The sequence below is a fragment of the Chitinophaga skermanii genome (assembly GCF_003259335.1).
Taxonomy (GTDB): Bacteria; Bacteroidota; Bacteroidia; order Chitinophagales; family Chitinophagaceae; genus Chitinophaga; species Chitinophaga skermanii.
Map to the genome: position 1 here is coordinate 877,235 of NZ_QLLL01000002.1, position 16,733 is coordinate 893,967.

Consider the following 16,733-nt stretch of genomic DNA (forward strand, 5'->3'; position numbering starts at 1 on the left):
ACACCAAAACAATACTACTTACCCGCTTGCCTGTTTATACACACACAGTTATTTATCCCACCATACCCGCGTAATCAACAGGTCGGCGCCTTGGTTCTTTAATGCATCGTAATAGTTCGTTCCGTTAATACCCATTTCCGTTTGCGGGTAACGCAATCTACGTGGTATCGTTCCGTTTGTTTCATTAGCCGAGAATTTCGTAGGCGTTAATACAGGATACCCCGTTCTGCGCCAGTTCGCAAACGCCTCGTACTCGTTCGCAAACATTAATACCCACATTTGCGTATGTATCTCGTTCATTTGTGCGTCTAAACCGGTTGCAGGGAAGGTTCTTGCATTCGCGTATTCCGTTATCTTGGCCGGTGATATCACACCACCTGCTCCGTATAGTCCGCATAACCTCAACGATGCTTCCACACCGGCTTTATACAAAGCCGCCGCATTTCCACTATACCAATTACGCAAGCTCGCTTCTGCCAACAAGAAATTCATTTCTGCATTCGTTAACACAAAAGCCGGGGCATCAAACCTAAACACGGTGTTTTGGTTCGGCTCGCTATAGGTTACAAACCCAGTAGGTTCTGCTTCCAAACCATTCGGCATACCTTTTTGCTTGGCTGCTGCTGTATCTTGGGAAGTACCCACCCAAACAGCCGCGTACACAGCTAACCTGGGGTCGTTATTATTTTTTAAGAAATCGATCAATGTTTTGCTCAATTTCCCGCCTTCATTATTGGTAGCTCCATACGCATTGGAGGTATATTCCTTGAACCTCGCTTGGAAGGCAAAAGGATTACGGTTTAAGTTTTGTGGACCTTCCGCGTATTTCATGATCGCATTATCCGCATCATTTAAAATTACACCTCCTGCTATCGCCTCCTTCGCCCATTTCTCTGCCAAAGCCGCATCACGTTTCGTTAGGCGCATTGATAGTCGAAGCATCAAAGAGTAAGCAAATTTCTTCCACTGAGCCACATCGCCCTTAAAGATAATGTCTGCCGAACCGAAGGTTGTCTTCGATGCGTTAAGTTGTGTTGCCGCATCTTTCAGTTCTTGGAGCATTTGAGGGTAAATCTCCGATTGCTTATCGTACTTTGGCGAGAAGATGGTTTCCGTATAACCCAAACCGGCCTGCGTGTACGGTACATCTCCATACAAATCCGTTAAACGATGCATGTTATAGACCAACCAAATGCGCGCAACTGCGTTCTTGTTCGCATCGGCTTCATTGTTCGTATAACGTATAATATCCTTCAACGGGTTGATATACGCCTGGTACGTGTTTGTGAAATATAATCCTTGGTACAAATCGTTGGTGGTATATTTATCGCCAACGCCCGATAATATCTTGAAGGTGGAAAAATGCTGAATCATATTTCCACAGTTCAGCGTATTTGTGAAATAATTCACCGTGTTATCCGCATTGAAATCTAGTAACTGCGCTTTCGTGAACAAGAAGTTCACTGTCGGTTTACCAGATGCATTGGGATCGATGTTCATGGATTCAAAGCCCTTGTCGCAAGCCGCCAGCGAAGCTGTTACGGTAGCAAAAGCGATGAGATATTTTAATGTATTGCGTTTCATTGTTTTTTCAGTTTACCGTGTGTTTGGCATTAGAATTTCACCAATAAGTTTGCACCAAAGCTGCGCGTGCGCGGAATACCCATCATTTCTATACCCTGTGCATTCGTGTTGTTGAATGTACTCTCAGGATCGATGTTCGGCGTGTTCTTGTAAAGGATGAATAAGTTCCTCGCTACGAATGAAATCGAAGCCGATTGCATACGCATCGATTTGATGAACTTTGCCGGGATGTTATAACCCAATGTTACTTGGCGCAATTTCAAAAAGCTTGCATCGTACACAAATATTTCCGTATAGTTCTTCTGGTAATCGTAATAATCATCCATGTCTTTTGCCGGCCATGTTCTCGAGAATGGTTTGCCTTCTTTGTCAACACCTGTTAATGTAATACCATCTTCACGACCCGGTAATGTCATTTTATGCAACCCAAAACGCGTAGCGTACAAGTTTGTTGCCGAATAAATACTACCGCCAAACTTACCATCTATCAAGAAACTAAGGTTGAAGTTTTTATACGTGAATGTATTAGTAATACCCATCGTCCATGGCGATACACCTTCACCCAATTCCACCAATGGTGAAATAGCCGGGAAACCATTCGCATCAAATACTAATTCACCTTTATCGTTGCGTACTTTCCTATACCCTTTAATCAAGCCATACGGTCTACCCACATCACTCACGATCGATGCAAAGTTGTTCACACTCCTGTCCATCATTAAGGTGGTTAACCCATCACTCAATTTCTCTACGCGGTTGCGGTTATACGCCATGTTGTAACTTACATCCCAAGTGAAATCACGTTTCTTCACCGGCGTTCCTGTTAGTAATAATTCCACGCCTTTGTTACTCATACGACCAATATTCACCAAGGCCGTTAAGTAACCCGAGCCATTGGAAATAGTCGCCTGCACAATATCATTCGTTGTTCTACGATCATAATACGTTGCATCAATTCCAAAACGGTTGTTGAATAATTTCAATTCAAAACCCGCTTCGTAAGTAGTAGAAGTCAATGGCTTCAAGTTCGAATTCGGTACTTGCGATTGCGTAATGGTTTGTAATGGCTGGTCGAGATGACTAGATCCTTGCAACATCGTATACGTCAATCCCAATGCATAAGGTGTTGGCGTTGCACCACCTACTTGCGCCCACGATGTACGTACTTTACCATACGTTAACCATTTCGGCATGTTAAAGGCTTCGGAGAAAATAAAGCTCGATCCAATCGATGGATACAATATGCTATTGTTCTTAGGCGACAAAGTAGAGAACCAATCGTTCCTTGCTGTTAATGTTAAGAACAAGTAACTCTTATAGTCTATATCAACGTTCGAGAACAATGAGTTAATGCCCGACTTGCTATACAGCGGTACATAGGTAGCTGTTTTGATATTTCTTTCTGAATAGAAGAACGGTTCAGTAAAATCTTGTCCATCGAGTTGAATACCGTCGGTTTTAAAGCGTGCTTGGTTACCACCTGCCATCGCTGATAACGAGAAGTCGCGTGATAATTTCGTGTTGTAGTTCAAGGTTAATTCAGCATTTGTTTCGCTGAACACAATGCGCCTGCTTTGGTAGCCACCGCCTGGCAAGAAACCTGTATTGGTAGGAATGATGCCTACATATTTCGTGTTGGCATAATCTTGCCCGACGCGGCCCTTGAGTACTAAATTGTCTTGGATTTTATATGCTATGCTGGCTTGGTTAATGAAACGATTCCTGGTATCTCTATTTTGAAACTTGTTCACAACGAAATACGGGTTGCTGGCAAAGAAAGTACCGTTCCATGCAATCTCTTTCCCTGTAGCTGGGTCGTAACCAGGATCGAGGCTGCGGATATCTACGTTGGTCGCAATCATATAAGGTGCCCAGTTAGGGTTACCCGGACCATCGCTCACAACAGGCCTGTTCTTACTTTCTTCATAGTTGAATTGAGAAACGGCTTCAATCGTCCAACGTTTACCCAAATTCGCATTCACGTTCAAGTTGGCGATTTTCTTGTTCAATGTGTTGTTAGGAATGATGGATTTGTTCTCCATATTCGATAACGAAAAACGGAAGTTCACGATCTCGCTACCACCTGTAAAAGCAATTGTATTCGTGAACGTACTACCTGGTTGGTAGAAGTTCTTGATATTATTCTTCTGTGCTACATATGGGCGCTTCACACCGTCAAATTGAATCACGTCTGAACCATCTAACTTCGCACCGTAAGAAATACGACCGTCGTTAATGGCACTGGCTTGCGTGGTAGGTGCTATGCCTTCACGACCTTCACCATACACATACTGCCAATCTGGGAATACACTCGGTGTTTCAACTGTGTAAGTCGAATTCACATCAATACCTACGCCTTTTTGTGCACGACCTTTCTTCGTTGTAATCACAATTACACCATTCGCAGCACGAGAGCCATACAAAGCCGCAGCCGCACCACTCTTCAGCACAGTCATAGTTTCAATATCATCCGGGTTAATACCCGCGATACCATCACCCCTGTCCGAGTTAAAACCACTATGTGCTGTAGCAGTGGGTGCAGATAAAGTTGTGTTATCGATAGGAATACCGTTTACGACGTACAAAGGTTGGTTGTTACCGTTCAAAGAACCGTTACCACGAATAATTACGCGGCTAGATCCACCTGCTCCACTGGCCAAGCTAGTTGCATTCACACCGGCTACTTTACCGGTTAATGCATTGGCAATGTTAATTTCGCGGGCTTGGGTGAACTCGGAACCTTTTACTTCAGTAATAGAAGCGGCCACTCCTTTTCTTTCCTTCTTAATACCGAAGGCCGTTACCACTACTTCGTTCAAGGCTTGTGTATTTTCTTCTAGTTGAACTGTAAGGGCACCTTGACCACTTTGTACGGTTACTTCTTGTTTATCATACCCCATAAAAGCAACCACCAACACTACACTCTTCCCATCATATTCTTTCGGAATATGCAAGGTAAAGTTCCCCGATACGTCGGTACTAGCGCCGATGCGTGAATTCCCCTTTAGCATAACAGTGGCGCCAATAATGGCAGAGCCATCTTTCGCACTCACTACTTTACCTTTCACGTCGCCGAATGCCGCTACGGTATGTTCAGCACCCGTTGTAACGGCGCGTACCGCGTCGGTGGATAATTGGTTGGCCGTACCCTCATCCATGGTACGATCCAAGCTGCTTTTCTTGAGAATGGGTTGTTTGGGAAATACAGAATACTGTTTATCGTTGATTCTTTTATAATCTAATTGGAAAGGTTGCAAGATGTGTTTCATCATGCTTTCTGCATCGGTATAAGGTGCGTCGATATCGTTCGCCGGGATCGATTTCCCATCCAACAATCCTTCACGGTACGCTATTTTAATACCGTATTGCACCTTTACTTTCTGCAAGGCATCTTTTAAAGATATCTTCTGTTCATTACTGGCAACATGCTCCTGCTTAGAACTGAAACGCTTGCCGGACGCGGCACTTGCCAACTGTCCTGCGCTTCTTGTTGCTACAGTTGTACCCATAGCAATGAGCACGGAGAGCCGTAATAACGGGAATACTCTACATGTAAGCATCGTCGTACTTAATTTTGGTTGTTAGATTTGCGGTCTTTTGTTATTTATAAGAGAAAACAAGGCGTCCCTCGATTTCGTACACATTAATGTTCAATGTTGTAGATAATATGTCCATCAACTCCTGCACGGATTTCACGTTGATGTCACCCTCAATCTTCTGTTGTAACAATGATGAATCTTTCACCTCTACTTTATATCCGAAATTATCCTCTAAAGTTTCTTTTACATCGCGCAGCGTAGCATCGGTTAAGCTAATACTATAGTCGATCCAACGTTTGAATAGTACCGGTTTAACTTTCTTGTTCACTGTTATGCGCTTCCCTTGGTACTCGATATAATCTCCCGGTTCCATCACCAAGCTGTTGGCCTGCTTGGCGCCTAGGTTATAGTCAACACGTATCTTACCTGTTACTAAACCGATATTGGTTTTTTCGTGCCTGTTTTTAATATTGAAGGATGTACCCAATACCTCCACGTTCACATCGCCACTATGCACCACGAACCGCTCGCTGGCCTCGATGTGCAGGGTATCTTTATTCAAGTGTTTCACATCAAAAAAACACTCACCCTCCAGCCATACTTCACGGGGTTTTCCGGGGTTCCAAATACGGCTATAGGATATCGACGAATTCCCATTCAGCGTAATCATCGAGCTATCGGGTAATAGCACAGTTTTTATTTCACCAAAACGTGTTGCAATCTTCACAGGGGTTAAACGGTACCATATCCAAGTACTGCCGGCCATCAACAAGAAAGTTGCGGCTATCGCAAGTTTCTTCCATGGTAACGGCACAATACGCGTTGCGGCATCGTCTTGTGCAACAGTTACCCGTATACGTTGCCAAGTAGAAGCCTGCTGTTGTGGATGGCCGTGCACTTGTTGCAAGCGAAATACACGTATAAAATCAGCCGCCGCCACTAGGTTGTTCGCCGACTGTGGATAAGCTTCCAATACGGCATTAAAAAAACGGTTACTTTCTTCCGTAGGTGCTATCACCCATTGTACGAAATAATCGTCTTCTAAATAATTAGCCGTAGTATAATCACTATACGTGGAAACTTGCATGTTGCTCATTTTATACAATACTATTACGCCGAAGCAGGATATATTATCCCTACTTTCAGCAATTATTTTTCAATTTTTTTATCGTGGAAGATGAAACCCTTTACTAGCAAGGTTTCCCGGTAGATATTTTTTTCTGCAACCGGCTTAATTCATCTCTACATGCACCGCAGTACGCAACTCGATTAACCATAATACAAATGCAGCGCCCATAGTAGCACGCAATTTGTCGAGCGTTTTGTACAGTAATTTATACGTGGAATTAACGGAGATATTCATAATGTCGGCAATCTCTTCATAGGATAGCGCTTCAAAAAAGCGGAGGTAAATAATCTCTCTTTGCCGGCCACTTAAGGTTTCCATGGCTTCGGCTATCCGTTGTTGTAAGGCTTGATGTTCTTCTGTGAGAATAATGTGTTGATCGTACGCAATCTCGAAGTCATATTTCTCGTCCTCCCCCGGCCAAAGGTGCGAAAACGACCATTCTTTCTTGATTTTTCTGAATAATAAACCCCGGAATGCTTTGAACAAATAGTTCTTTACCGACGCCGGCTCGCCTAAATTCTGCCGGTTATTCCAAAGTTTGACAAACAAATCGTGAATCGTGTCTTCTATTAAAGCCGAGTGCTGCGTGAATTTGTAACCATAATTGCAAAGCAATCGGAAGTGATCTTCATACAAAGAAGTATATGCTTCCCAGTTGCCCGCCTTGAATGATTGCCATATTTCTTGCTGTTGGCTACTCATGGTTGTTTCTCATTGTGCTTAACGGCACTGTGTCTCCGTAAGATAGTTATATGTTTGCAAATTCTATAGTGAATTCGACACACAATACGTGGAAAAATAAAAACTGTTGTAAAACATGTGTATTAAACCCATGCCCTACAACAGTTTGCGAAGATGCAGTATTTTTCGCTTAATAAGCGCTAGCCGTATTCAATTTCTCGATATCCTCTGCCGAAAGATGCACCTGTACCGATTGTACAATGTCTTTCACTTGCGCCACCGATGTAGCACTGGCAATGGGCGCCGTAATACTTGGCCTAGCGATCAACCATGCTAATGATATTTGCGCCGGGGTAGCATGATGCCTAGCCGCCACTTCATCTAATGCCTGTAATATCGCTATGCCTCTATCGTTCAAATAATCCTTAATACCGGCACCACGTGTCGTAGAAAAGTCGGCCGCTGTACGGTATTTCCCTGTTAAGAAACCACTGGCCAACGAATAGTAGGTAATTACGCCTATCTCTTCCGCTATACATGTTGCCGCTAAGTTTGTTTCAAAGTCCTGGCGATCATACAGGTTATAATGTGGTTGCAATGTTTCGTACCGTGGGTAACCTTGTTGACTACTGGTAGCGATAGATTCTTCCAAACGTTCCTTGCTGAAGTTAGAGGCGCCTATTACACGCACTTTACCGGCTTTCACGAGTATATCGTACGCTTCTAAGGTTTCACCTACTGGGGTCGATACATCATCGTAATGCGATTGGTATAAGTCGATATAATCAGTTTGTAAACGTTGGAGAGAATCTTCCACGGCTTTCAAGATGTACTCTTTCTTCAACACCTTGTTCTTACTTCTTACTATTGTAGAACCTACTTTCGTAGCAATTACTAATTGCTCGCGGTTAGCGCGTGCTTTCATCCATTTACCGATAATCAGTTCCGACTCGCCCCCTTGGTTGCCCGGGGCCCAATTTGAATAGGCATCGGCTGTATCTATACAATTAAAGCCTGCTTCAACAAAAGCATCCAATACCTCGAAAGAGGTTTTCTCGTCGATTGTCCAGCCAAACACATTCCCACCAAATACTAACGGGGCAATGGTTAAAGGCGATTTTCCTAGTTTCCTTTTTTCCATATTGCATGCAATTTGTTATAGTATGAAGGTACTTATTTACCGGCATCCTGTAGCCATACAACTTGCTGGTTCGATTCGTGTGCTTGGGTGATGATATCGGTATATAGTGCTGGTCTACGGGCTTGCTTATACCTGTAACCACCTGCTTGTTGTAATTTCTCGCGGGTGATGGTGGCCACCGTTACATCGTCGCCCAACTTACGGCATTCGCTAAGAATATCGCCAAATGGATCGATAATCATGGAACAACCATTTTTCAGTTGGTCATCGTCCATACCAATCGCATTAGAGAAAATGGCATAAATACCATTATCGTACGCCCTGGCCGGTAACCATTTCATCAGCCAGCTACGGCCTTTCATGCCATCAAACTCTAAGCGCAACGAGGTAGGATCAGCTTCCCGGTTTTGCCATAATACGGGGTCTACGAAACCCGCACCGGGGCGCGTACTTGGTGTACACATGGTAACATGTGGCATGAATATAATTTCGGCGCCCAGCAATGTAGTAGCGCGTACGTTCTCAATTACATTATTATCGTAGCAGATGAGAATACCGCATTTATAACCGTATAGGTCAAATACAACGTAGTTGCTTCCTTGGGTAAGGTGTGGGTTGATGAATGGGTGAAGTTTGTGGTATTTCGCTACCAAACCGTTTTTATCTACGCAAACGTAGGTTTTGAACAGGCGATCCTCTTCATCTTTCTCAAACAAACCTGCCAAGATGGCCACATCGAATTCAGCCGCAATGGCTTGCAATGCTTGGGTGCTGGGCCCGTTTGGTACAAACTCGGCTAAATCGAGCATTTGTTCTTTAGAAAGGTGACGGGCAAATGTATAACCGGTAATCGAACATTCGTGGAAAGCGACTACTTTAGCGCCTTGAGCGGCAGCTTCCGCTGTAAGGCGGCGGATGGTTTGTAAATTATAAGCTTTATCCCCGCTTTGGTGTTCAAATTGGGCAGTGGCAATCTTTAAATTCATGGTTTACGTGGATTTTTTTAAAGATAATGAAATAAAACCCACCCTAAAAACACCCGTCAAAATCAGCCATAGTAAAGCATCTTAACACTAAATAACATACAACCAGGTCTAAATCTTTAAAAAAGCGGTCCTTTTCTTGAAAGTTATTTTTCAAAGTGCCGTCTAATCTTTCAACAACCGACTTAACATTATGAGGCGAATAGCTTTACTCACAACCTGTTTACTTTTAATGGCCTTTATCAGCCACGCGCAAACCGCGGCGATCAAAGGGATATTAAAAGACTCAACAGACGGAAACAACTTATTCGGGGCAACGGTGAAATTAACCACCCCGCAAGACGCTAAATTCGTGCGCAATGCACTTACCTCAACCACAGGATCTTTCGAATTTACGGGCTTACCATTGCAACGATACACAGTATCTATTTCTTATATAGGCTACAAGGAACTGGTGCAAACCGTTAACTTAACGGCTGCAGGTGCCAACCTTAATTTGCGCCTGGCCCCTAACGTAACCGTTTTAGGTGGCGTGGTAATTAAAGGGCAGGAACCGCCTACTAAAATGAAAGGCGATACCATGCAGTACAATGCCAGTGCTTATAAAACAAATCCTGATGCCAGCGGGGAAGACTTGGTGAAGAAAATGCCTGGTATTACCGTAGAAAACGGGCAAGTAACGGCGCATGGCGAACAGGTGCGTAAAGTGTTATTGGATGGTAAAGAATATTTCGGTGAAGATGCCACGCTTGCCTTGCGCAATTTACCGGCAGAAGTAATCGACAAAATAGAAATCTTCAATAAACTGAGCGACCAAGCCCAATTCTCCGGCTTCGACGATGGTAATGGCTACAAAGCCTTGAACATTGTTACACGCGGTGGTATCAAAAACTCTCAATTTGGTAAAGTATACGCCGGTTATGGTACCGATGACTTATACAGTGTAGGTGGAAACGTGAATTTCTTCAATGGTAACCGTAGAATCGGCTTAATTGGGATGAGTAATAACGTGAACCAACAAAACTTCTCGTCGCAAGACGTGTTAGGCATTACCTCCGGTGGCGGTGGCGGTGGTGGTGGCCGTGGCGGTGGAGGTGGCGGCGGTCGTGGCGGCGGTGGCTTCGGCGGCGGCGGTAATAACTTCAACGTTGGTCAACAAAGCGGTATTAGTAAAACCAATTCTGCCGGTATCAACTTCCAAGACCAATGGGGCAAGAAATTAACTGTTACTGGTAGCTATTTCTTCAACAACAGCAATACCAACAACGATCAATACACGAACCAAGTGTATAAAAACGACGATCCTTCCTTAGTGCGTGTATATAACGAGTATGCAGCATCGCATACCGAAAACTACAACCACAGGGTTAACATGCGCCTCGAGTATAAAATCGATTCTGCAAACATGTTGATCTTTACACCAACGATCAGCTTCCAGAAGAACAATGCCTACTCGCATACCTTGGGCGACATGAAATATGCCGATTCAACCTTAATCAGTTTAACGGATATTGAATCGAGGAATATGAACAGTGGTTTCAATACTAGCAACAACTTGTTGTTTAGGCACGCATTCAAAAAACGTGGTAGAACCGTATCTGTAAACTTGGGCTTTAGTGCAAATAAGAGAGATGGTGAAACATACTTACCTTCTTTCACTACAACAAACAACTTCGGTCACCTCGTGAACGATACTACCTTACGTGAAACCTACCCTATCACGAATGGCCGTACCTTATCAGCGAACATCTCTTACACCGAACCTATTGGTAAAAACGGGCAATTGCAATTCAGCTATAACCCTTCGGTGAATAAGAATACAGCTGATCAAAAAGCATATACAATCGACTCTACACACCGTGAGAAAGAATTCGATCCAAGCTTATCGAATATGTACGAGAATACGTATACTGTACAGAATGGTGGTGTAAGTTTCCGGAAAGGTAACCGCGACAACATGTTAGCTGTAGGCGTGAACTTACAACATTCGGAATTAGAAGGCGATCGCACGTTCCCTACTCAATTTAACTTAAGCAAGTCGTTTACCAACGTATTGCCGAACTTATGGTGGCGTAAAAAGATTTCGAAGTATGGTAATATCAATGTGATGTACCGTGCATCTACCAATCAACCGTCGATCAATAACTTGCAAGACGTATTAAGCTATACAAACCCATTATTCGTAAGCACCGGTAACCCAGAATTGAACCAGTCGTATACGAACTTGGTAAGTACAAGATACCAATACGCCAATACAGCGAAGAACATCACCTTCATGGCGAACATCTTCGTACAAAATACAAGCAACAACGTTACTTCAAGAACGTATATCGCTGCAGAAGATTCGGTGTTAACGCCTACTTTCACTTTACGTAAAGGTGGCCAGTTAACCAAGCCTATTAACGTAGATGGTTACTGGAGTGCACGTTCCTTCTTTAACTTAGGCTTGCCATTGAAATTCATCAAATCGAACTTGAATACCAATGCCGGTGTTAGTTACACAAGAAGCCCAGGCTACGTGAACGACATATTCAACATTTCGAACACCTACGCATATAACTTAGGTGCGGTTATTTCCAGTAATGTAAGCGAGTATATTGACTTCACCGTATCGTATAACGGTAGCTATAACCAAGTGAAGAACAATGTAAAATCATTGAACAATACAACGTATTACAATAGCTCTGCTAGTGCACACATCAACTTGATGTCGAAAAATGGCTGGGTATTAACGAACGATTTGAATAACCAATACTATTCGGCTATCTCTGGTGGCAATAGCACCAGCTTCTGGTTGTGGAACGTTTCGGCAGCGAAGAAGTTCATGAAAGATCAACGTGCGGAATTAAGATTATCGGTATTCGATTTATTGAACCAGAACAAGAGCATTGCACGTACGACTACAGAATTGTATGTACAAGACGTTCGCTCTACCGTGTTGAAACAATATTTCATGCTCACCTTTACTTACAAAATCAAAAACTGGGGTAAAGCAAGTGCACAGCCACAAGGCGATCAAAGAAGATTTATGGGTCCTCCTCCGGGCGGATTCGGTCCTGGTGGTCCGGGCGGCATGGGCGGTCCTGGCATGATGTAATAAAATTGTCGCGCTAGCGGGGTGAACGGTACACCGCTGCCCCGCTAAAGCGATTTAAAGAACAAATTCACCCGTTAAAAAAATTCGGTAACCAGCTTGAGCATCGACGCACTAGTTAAGAGATTGCAAGAAGGCGATGAAGAAGCCTTTCGCAGCTTGGTAGACACCTGGCAAAGCTTGGTGTATAATACGGCGTTGAGTTTAGTGCAGCAGGAAGAAGATGCGGAAGATATTGCACAAGAAGTGTTCATAACGGCCTACGAATCGATCCATCAATTCAAAGGCGATGCAAAGATTTCGACGTGGTTGTACAAAATAGCGGTAACGAAATCGTTGGATCATATTCGGAAGAAGAACCGGAAAAAGCGCTGGGGAAAGCTAGCGAGTATTTTCGGTAAGCAGGAAGAGGAAATGGTATCACCCCCGGATTTTCAGCATCCCGGTGTTACCTTGGAGAATAAAGAACGAGCGGCCATGCTAATGAAAGCGGTAGACACTCTACCCAGTATGCAGAAAGCCGTATTTGTGCTTCATAAAATGGAGGGCTTGAGTACCCGGGAAATTGCCGAGATATTGGAATTAACCGTAGCAGCAGTGGATGCACATATGCACCGCGCAAAGAAAAACTTACAAGTATATTTAGAGAATTATTATAACGACAAATGATTGGCTAAGCGGTAACAAGAACAGTGAAAAAATAATAAGTGAACAAAGACATTAGACGAAGTAATAGCATACAAAACGAATACACTTTTCATACATTGATTGACTAACGCCCTACAGGAATTGTGCTATATCCTTGTAAAAGCCCACAGCAGTAAAAGCCACGTGGAAGTGCATATGAGCAAATACAGTTATAGCTACACTTTTAATATGTTAAATATCAAGAAATATCTTGACAGACCCGAAAGATTTGTACAATAAAAACGTCTAATAATTATATAAAAGCAAAAGATATGAGTGTAGACAAGAAACAAGAGATACCCGCCATACTGTCGAGCCTCGACGGCATATCCCGCGCTACCCCGGCCCCTTTCTTTTATACCCGCCTGCGTGCGCGTATGCAACAAGGAAAGGCGAGTGCTTGGGATAACGTGGTGGGCTTTATGTCGAAGCCTATTGTGGTGATTGTTTTTGTTGGAACTATTCTTTTACTCAATGGCGTAACATTATTGAAGCAAACCAACAATACGAATCCTACCACTGTAGAACAAGCTGCTATACAAGGCATTCGTGACGAATACAATCTTGCTTCTAACAATAATGTTTACGAGTTTATAAAATCTGAGCCATGATTACACCGCGCACCCGGGGCAGGCTATTGGTTTTATTGGTAGTTGTTCTATTGATCACTAACATAGCCATGCTCATCTTTTTTGTGTTCTTAAAACCCGATCCTCGGAATCGTGGAGGCAGAGGCGATTATGTTGTAGAGTATTTGAAAGACAAAGTAGGATTCGATACCACGCAAATCGCCCAATTCAAAGCATTGCGAGAAAAACACAATACGAATATGCAGCCTTATTTTACCCAAATAAGAGCTGATAAAGACAAGTTGTATAAAAATCTATATAAAGGCAACGCTTTACCCGATTCGGTGCTATACCCGTTAACTGATAGTATCGGCAGGGACCAAGCCGTTATTGAACGAGCCTTGTTTAAGCATTTCAACGAAATCCGGTCGATCTGTACCCCCGAACAACAACCGGCATTCGACTCCTTGCTAACACGCTTATTCAGAAGAATGCCAGGCGGCAATGGAGGCCCTCCACCCAAATGGAAGGAAAACAGGTAAACAAATCATACGCCCACATATTGCGTACATCAGTCACACTTTAATTCAAAAAAACAAACCATGAAGAAGATCATCGTATTACTCTTCGCTTGCGTTTTAGCAAGCGCGGCTTCTTATGCCCAACAAGGTCCAGGTGGCCAAAGCAGAACACCTGAAGAAAGAGCAAAAATGACCGTTGAATGGATGACGAAAGAACTCAGCCTCAACGCCGACCAAGCTACGAAAGTAACAGGTATTCAAACCGATTACTTCAAAGCCATGGAAAAAATGCGCAGCGAAGGTCGCCCCGATCGTGAAGCATTCAAGAAAATGAACGACGAAAGAGACGAGAAATTGAAAGGTGTATTAACAGAAGACCAATTCAAAAAATACACTGAAAAACAAGAAGAAATGAGAAAGAACCGTGGTGGTCGTGGTCCTGGTGGCGGCGGTCCTGGCGGTAGAAAATAATGCGTAGTTGTAGGATAAAAAAAGCCTGTAAGCAAATGCTTACAGGCTTTTTTTATGGCTTGTAGTGATCGAACTATGAAATTTATTTTTACACGAAGACAATAATAATTTTACCCCTTGTTCAAAATTATTTCATGTTAACCATACATGTATATCATGAAAAGTTATTAAGTTTACATATAACATTATTCTTCTTGCGTCCATTAACTACTATGCAATTATACCGATGAATGTTCCAAGATTAATAACAACCTAACAACAGTAACTATAAAATTCAATTCTGTTTTAAAGAAAATTAAGTCACCGTAACCAAAAGGTGCATGAATGCACCATCTAAATCGTATGCAACAGTATATCAAACTGCTGTGCATGTGGCTTCTATGTAGCATGGCCATATGCCAGGAAACCTATGCCCAGTCAACCCCTAACTATGCTGCGGAACTACCCAGCTTATTACCCCCGTCGCCCGAAGTGGGCGCCTTGATTAAGGCGGGATTAGGAAGTGTTAACTATTCTACCGGCGCTGTCAGTAGTAATATTCCCTTGTACACGTTGAAAGTACGGGATATTCAATGGCCTATATCAATTGGATATAGCTCCCAAGGTACCAAAACCGACGAAGCTACTTCGCGCGTTGGGTTTGGTTGGAACTTGAATGCCAACGGGGTGATTACCCGCGTGGTACGTGGCCAACCGGATGAGAAAACAGCTTGGTCAACACCACCAGGTTTTATGGGCGACCCCACGGTGGCCAATTTCAACTATGCCAACGGTATTGTAGATAATAAATCTTTCGATACAGAAGCCGATTTATTTATCTACAGCTTTGGACCTTACTCTGGTAAATTCTATGTAGAAAGAGGTACACGCCGCGTCATTCAAACAGGGTTTAACAACCTTAAAATTAGTGTGAATGCCTCCTACTCTGCTTATACCATTACTGCTCCTGATGGTACACGGTATTTGTTTGGTAATGGCAACGTGGAAAGTACGTTAAACCACAACATTGCCTCCCTTGCTACCTATAAATCTTCTACGCCTACTGGCTTCTTCTTATACAAAGTTATTTCACCCACCGGTGCTTATATTGATTTCAATTATAGCAATATCAATATCAGTGTAACAGCCGGTATTTCTCAAACCATTACTTGGGCTGCTGAAACACCGGAAGATTTAAACCCCGGCGGATCCGATTGTAAAAACTGTCCTAAAGTAAACTCCACAGGTGGTGGTGGCTTAAATGTTACCAACACCATGACCTCCAGCAGGATAGAATACAGTAGTAAATACTTGGCCAGCATTAGTACCTCCAATGGTATCACGGTTAGTTTCACTCACCAACCTAAGCCAGATTTAACAGGCGATAACAGGATCAGCGCGATGTCGGTTACTTCTGCTAGCGGCTCTTTAAAAAGCTTCCAGTTCACGTATTGGAATGTACCTGGCCAAGATGGTAACTACGCCTCCGCTGAACAATCTGGCCAAACGGTGAAAGTAGGCCGCTTCTTCTTAACCAAGCTCACAGAAATTGAATCCGTACCCAGCGCCACACCCGGTGTATGGACACTGGCTAACCGCGATTACTTCTTTGATTATTACGATAAAGAGAACGTAGTAAAACCCGTAAGCCCTGCACAAGATTATTTTGGATTTGCCAACAGCAACAACAAGAACTCTTACTTGGAACCATACGAAGGCGATAACTTCGGTTTAGCAGCCGTAGCCAATAAAAAGCCAGATCCTAACATAGCTCAAAAAGGGATGCTACGTTCTATCGTGTACCCAACAGGGGGTAAAGAAGAGTTTATCTATGAAGCCAATACCATCCCCGGCGAAAACCTTCGGAATACAAGGGTGCCTATATACCTATCGGGGACAAATGCCAATGGTACAGCCGTTGATGATGTATTCACGACCTTCTTCTATTCACGACGCGCACAAAAAGCTAGCATTACATATGCCTCTACTTGGGATAGCTTAGCAGGTGTACCCACCGCGCAAAAATGGATGCAAGTAGTGATCCTTGCGAAAGATTCCATTATTTTCGATAGAACCACGCAGGGAGAACAAAGTATTAACGACTTCGTAAAACTGGAAAAAGACAAGGAATACATCATCCGCCTTATCATTAAAACAGGTTTAAAACCTGCCAGTGGTAACCTTGCTTTTGTATATGATACTGCGGCAACTGATATTTACGACCGCCAAAATTTAATTACAGGTGGTTTACGTGTGAAAGAAATTCGTATGACGGATTCTTATACGGGTAAAAGCACGAGTAAGTACTACAAATACGCCCACCTTTCCAATCTTTCCAATTCATCCGGTATGGGT

General features: G+C 43.3%; 12 protein-coding genes. 6 read left to right on the plus strand and 6 right to left on the minus strand.

All coding sequences use genetic code 11. The features are described 5' to 3' along the window. Positions 1-48 precede the first annotated feature (48 nt). From LX64_RS07685 to LX64_RS07710, 6 genes are all read right to left on the minus strand, one after another. On the minus strand, positions 49-1,584 hold the full coding sequence (locus LX64_RS07685; protein WP_111597012.1) for a SusD/RagB family nutrient-binding outer membrane lipoprotein: 1,536 nt from the start codon (positions 1,582-1,584) through the stop codon (positions 49-51). 29 nt (positions 1,585-1,613) lie between these two features. Beyond that, on the minus strand, positions 1,614-5,144 hold the full coding sequence (locus LX64_RS07690; protein ID WP_111597013.1) for a SusC/RagA family TonB-linked outer membrane protein: 3,531 nt from the start codon (positions 5,142-5,144) through the stop codon (positions 1,614-1,616). 40 nt (positions 5,145-5,184) lie between these two features. Further along, positions 5,185-6,210: a FecR family protein gene (locus LX64_RS07695; protein ID WP_158538573.1), complete on the minus strand. Its 1,026-nt coding sequence runs from the start codon at positions 6,208-6,210 to the stop codon at positions 5,185-5,187. Between the two features lie 144 nt (positions 6,211-6,354). Further along, complete coding sequence (locus tag LX64_RS07700; protein WP_111597015.1) at positions 6,355-6,954, minus strand: RNA polymerase sigma factor; 600 nt, start codon at positions 6,952-6,954, stop codon at positions 6,355-6,357. Positions 6,955-7,123: 169 nt separating this feature from the next. Continuing rightward, entirely contained in the window at positions 7,124-8,074 is a 951-nt protein-coding gene (locus tag LX64_RS07705) for an aldo/keto reductase (RefSeq protein ID WP_111597016.1), read from the minus strand. A 32-nt stretch (positions 8,075-8,106) separates the two neighbouring features. Next, positions 8,107-9,060 (minus strand): nitrilase family protein, encoded by a 954-nt coding sequence (locus LX64_RS07710; RefSeq protein WP_111597017.1) that lies wholly within the window; start codon positions 9,058-9,060, stop codon positions 8,107-8,109. Between the two features lie 190 nt (positions 9,061-9,250). On the opposite strand from LX64_RS07710, the gene LX64_RS07715 reads away from it, so the two are divergent. The 6 genes from LX64_RS07715 to LX64_RS07740 form a co-directional block, all read left to right on the plus strand. Continuing rightward, positions 9,251-12,154: a TonB-dependent receptor gene (locus LX64_RS07715; RefSeq protein ID WP_111597018.1), complete on the plus strand. Its 2,904-nt coding sequence runs from the start codon at positions 9,251-9,253 to the stop codon at positions 12,152-12,154. 96 nt (positions 12,155-12,250) lie between these two features. Next, the gene (locus tag LX64_RS07720; RefSeq protein WP_111597019.1) at positions 12,251-12,820 is read left to right on the plus strand and encodes an RNA polymerase sigma factor; all 570 of its coding nucleotides are present in this window, start codon (positions 12,251-12,253) and stop codon (positions 12,818-12,820) included. A 290-nt stretch (positions 12,821-13,110) separates the two neighbouring features. Further along, positions 13,111-13,449, plus strand: coding sequence for a hypothetical protein (locus LX64_RS07725; protein WP_111597020.1), 339 nt, complete (start codon positions 13,111-13,113; stop codon positions 13,447-13,449). Beyond that, on the plus strand, positions 13,446-13,949 hold the full coding sequence (locus tag LX64_RS07730) for a Spy/CpxP family protein refolding chaperone (RefSeq protein ID WP_111597021.1): 504 nt from the start codon (positions 13,446-13,448) through the stop codon (positions 13,947-13,949). Before LX64_RS07725 ends, LX64_RS07730 begins: the two co-directional genes overlap by 4 nt. Before the next feature lie 60 nt (positions 13,950-14,009). Next, a complete protein-coding gene (locus LX64_RS07735; RefSeq protein WP_111597022.1) occupies positions 14,010-14,399 on the plus strand; it encodes a hypothetical protein in 390 nt (129 codons plus the stop codon). Between the two features lie 369 nt (positions 14,400-14,768). After that, positions 14,769-16,733: hypothetical protein (locus tag LX64_RS07740; RefSeq protein WP_148707236.1), on the plus strand; the 1,965-nt coding region annotated here is incomplete at its 3' end.

Bases quoted from the DNA above. Each gene is read 5' to 3' on its own strand.
- LX64_RS07710 (WP_111597017.1), bottom strand. From the start codon at position 9,060: ATGAATTTAAAGATTGCCACTGCCCAATTTGAACACCAAAGCGGGGAT.
- LX64_RS07695 (WP_158538573.1), bottom strand. From the start codon at position 6,210: ATGCAAGTTTCCACGTATAGTGATTATACTACGGCTAATTATTTAGAA.
- LX64_RS07685 (WP_111597012.1), bottom strand. From the start codon at position 1,584: ATGAAACGCAATACATTAAAATATCTCATCGCTTTTGCTACCGTAACA.
- LX64_RS07735 (WP_111597022.1), top strand. From the start codon at position 14,010: ATGAAGAAGATCATCGTATTACTCTTCGCTTGCGTTTTAGCAAGCGCG.
- LX64_RS07690 (WP_111597013.1), bottom strand. From the start codon at position 5,144: ATGCTTACATGTAGAGTATTCCCGTTATTACGGCTCTCCGTGCTCATT.
- LX64_RS07700 (WP_111597015.1), bottom strand. From the start codon at position 6,954: ATGAGTAGCCAACAGCAAGAAATATGGCAATCATTCAAGGCGGGCAAC.
- LX64_RS07715 (WP_111597018.1), top strand. From the start codon at position 9,251: ATGAGGCGAATAGCTTTACTCACAACCTGTTTACTTTTAATGGCCTTT.
- LX64_RS07705 (WP_111597016.1), bottom strand. From the start codon at position 8,074: ATGGAAAAAAGGAAACTAGGAAAATCGCCTTTAACCATTGCCCCGTTA.
- LX64_RS07725 (WP_111597020.1), top strand. From the start codon at position 13,111: ATGAGTGTAGACAAGAAACAAGAGATACCCGCCATACTGTCGAGCCTC.
- LX64_RS07730 (WP_111597021.1), top strand. From the start codon at position 13,446: ATGATTACACCGCGCACCCGGGGCAGGCTATTGGTTTTATTGGTAGTT.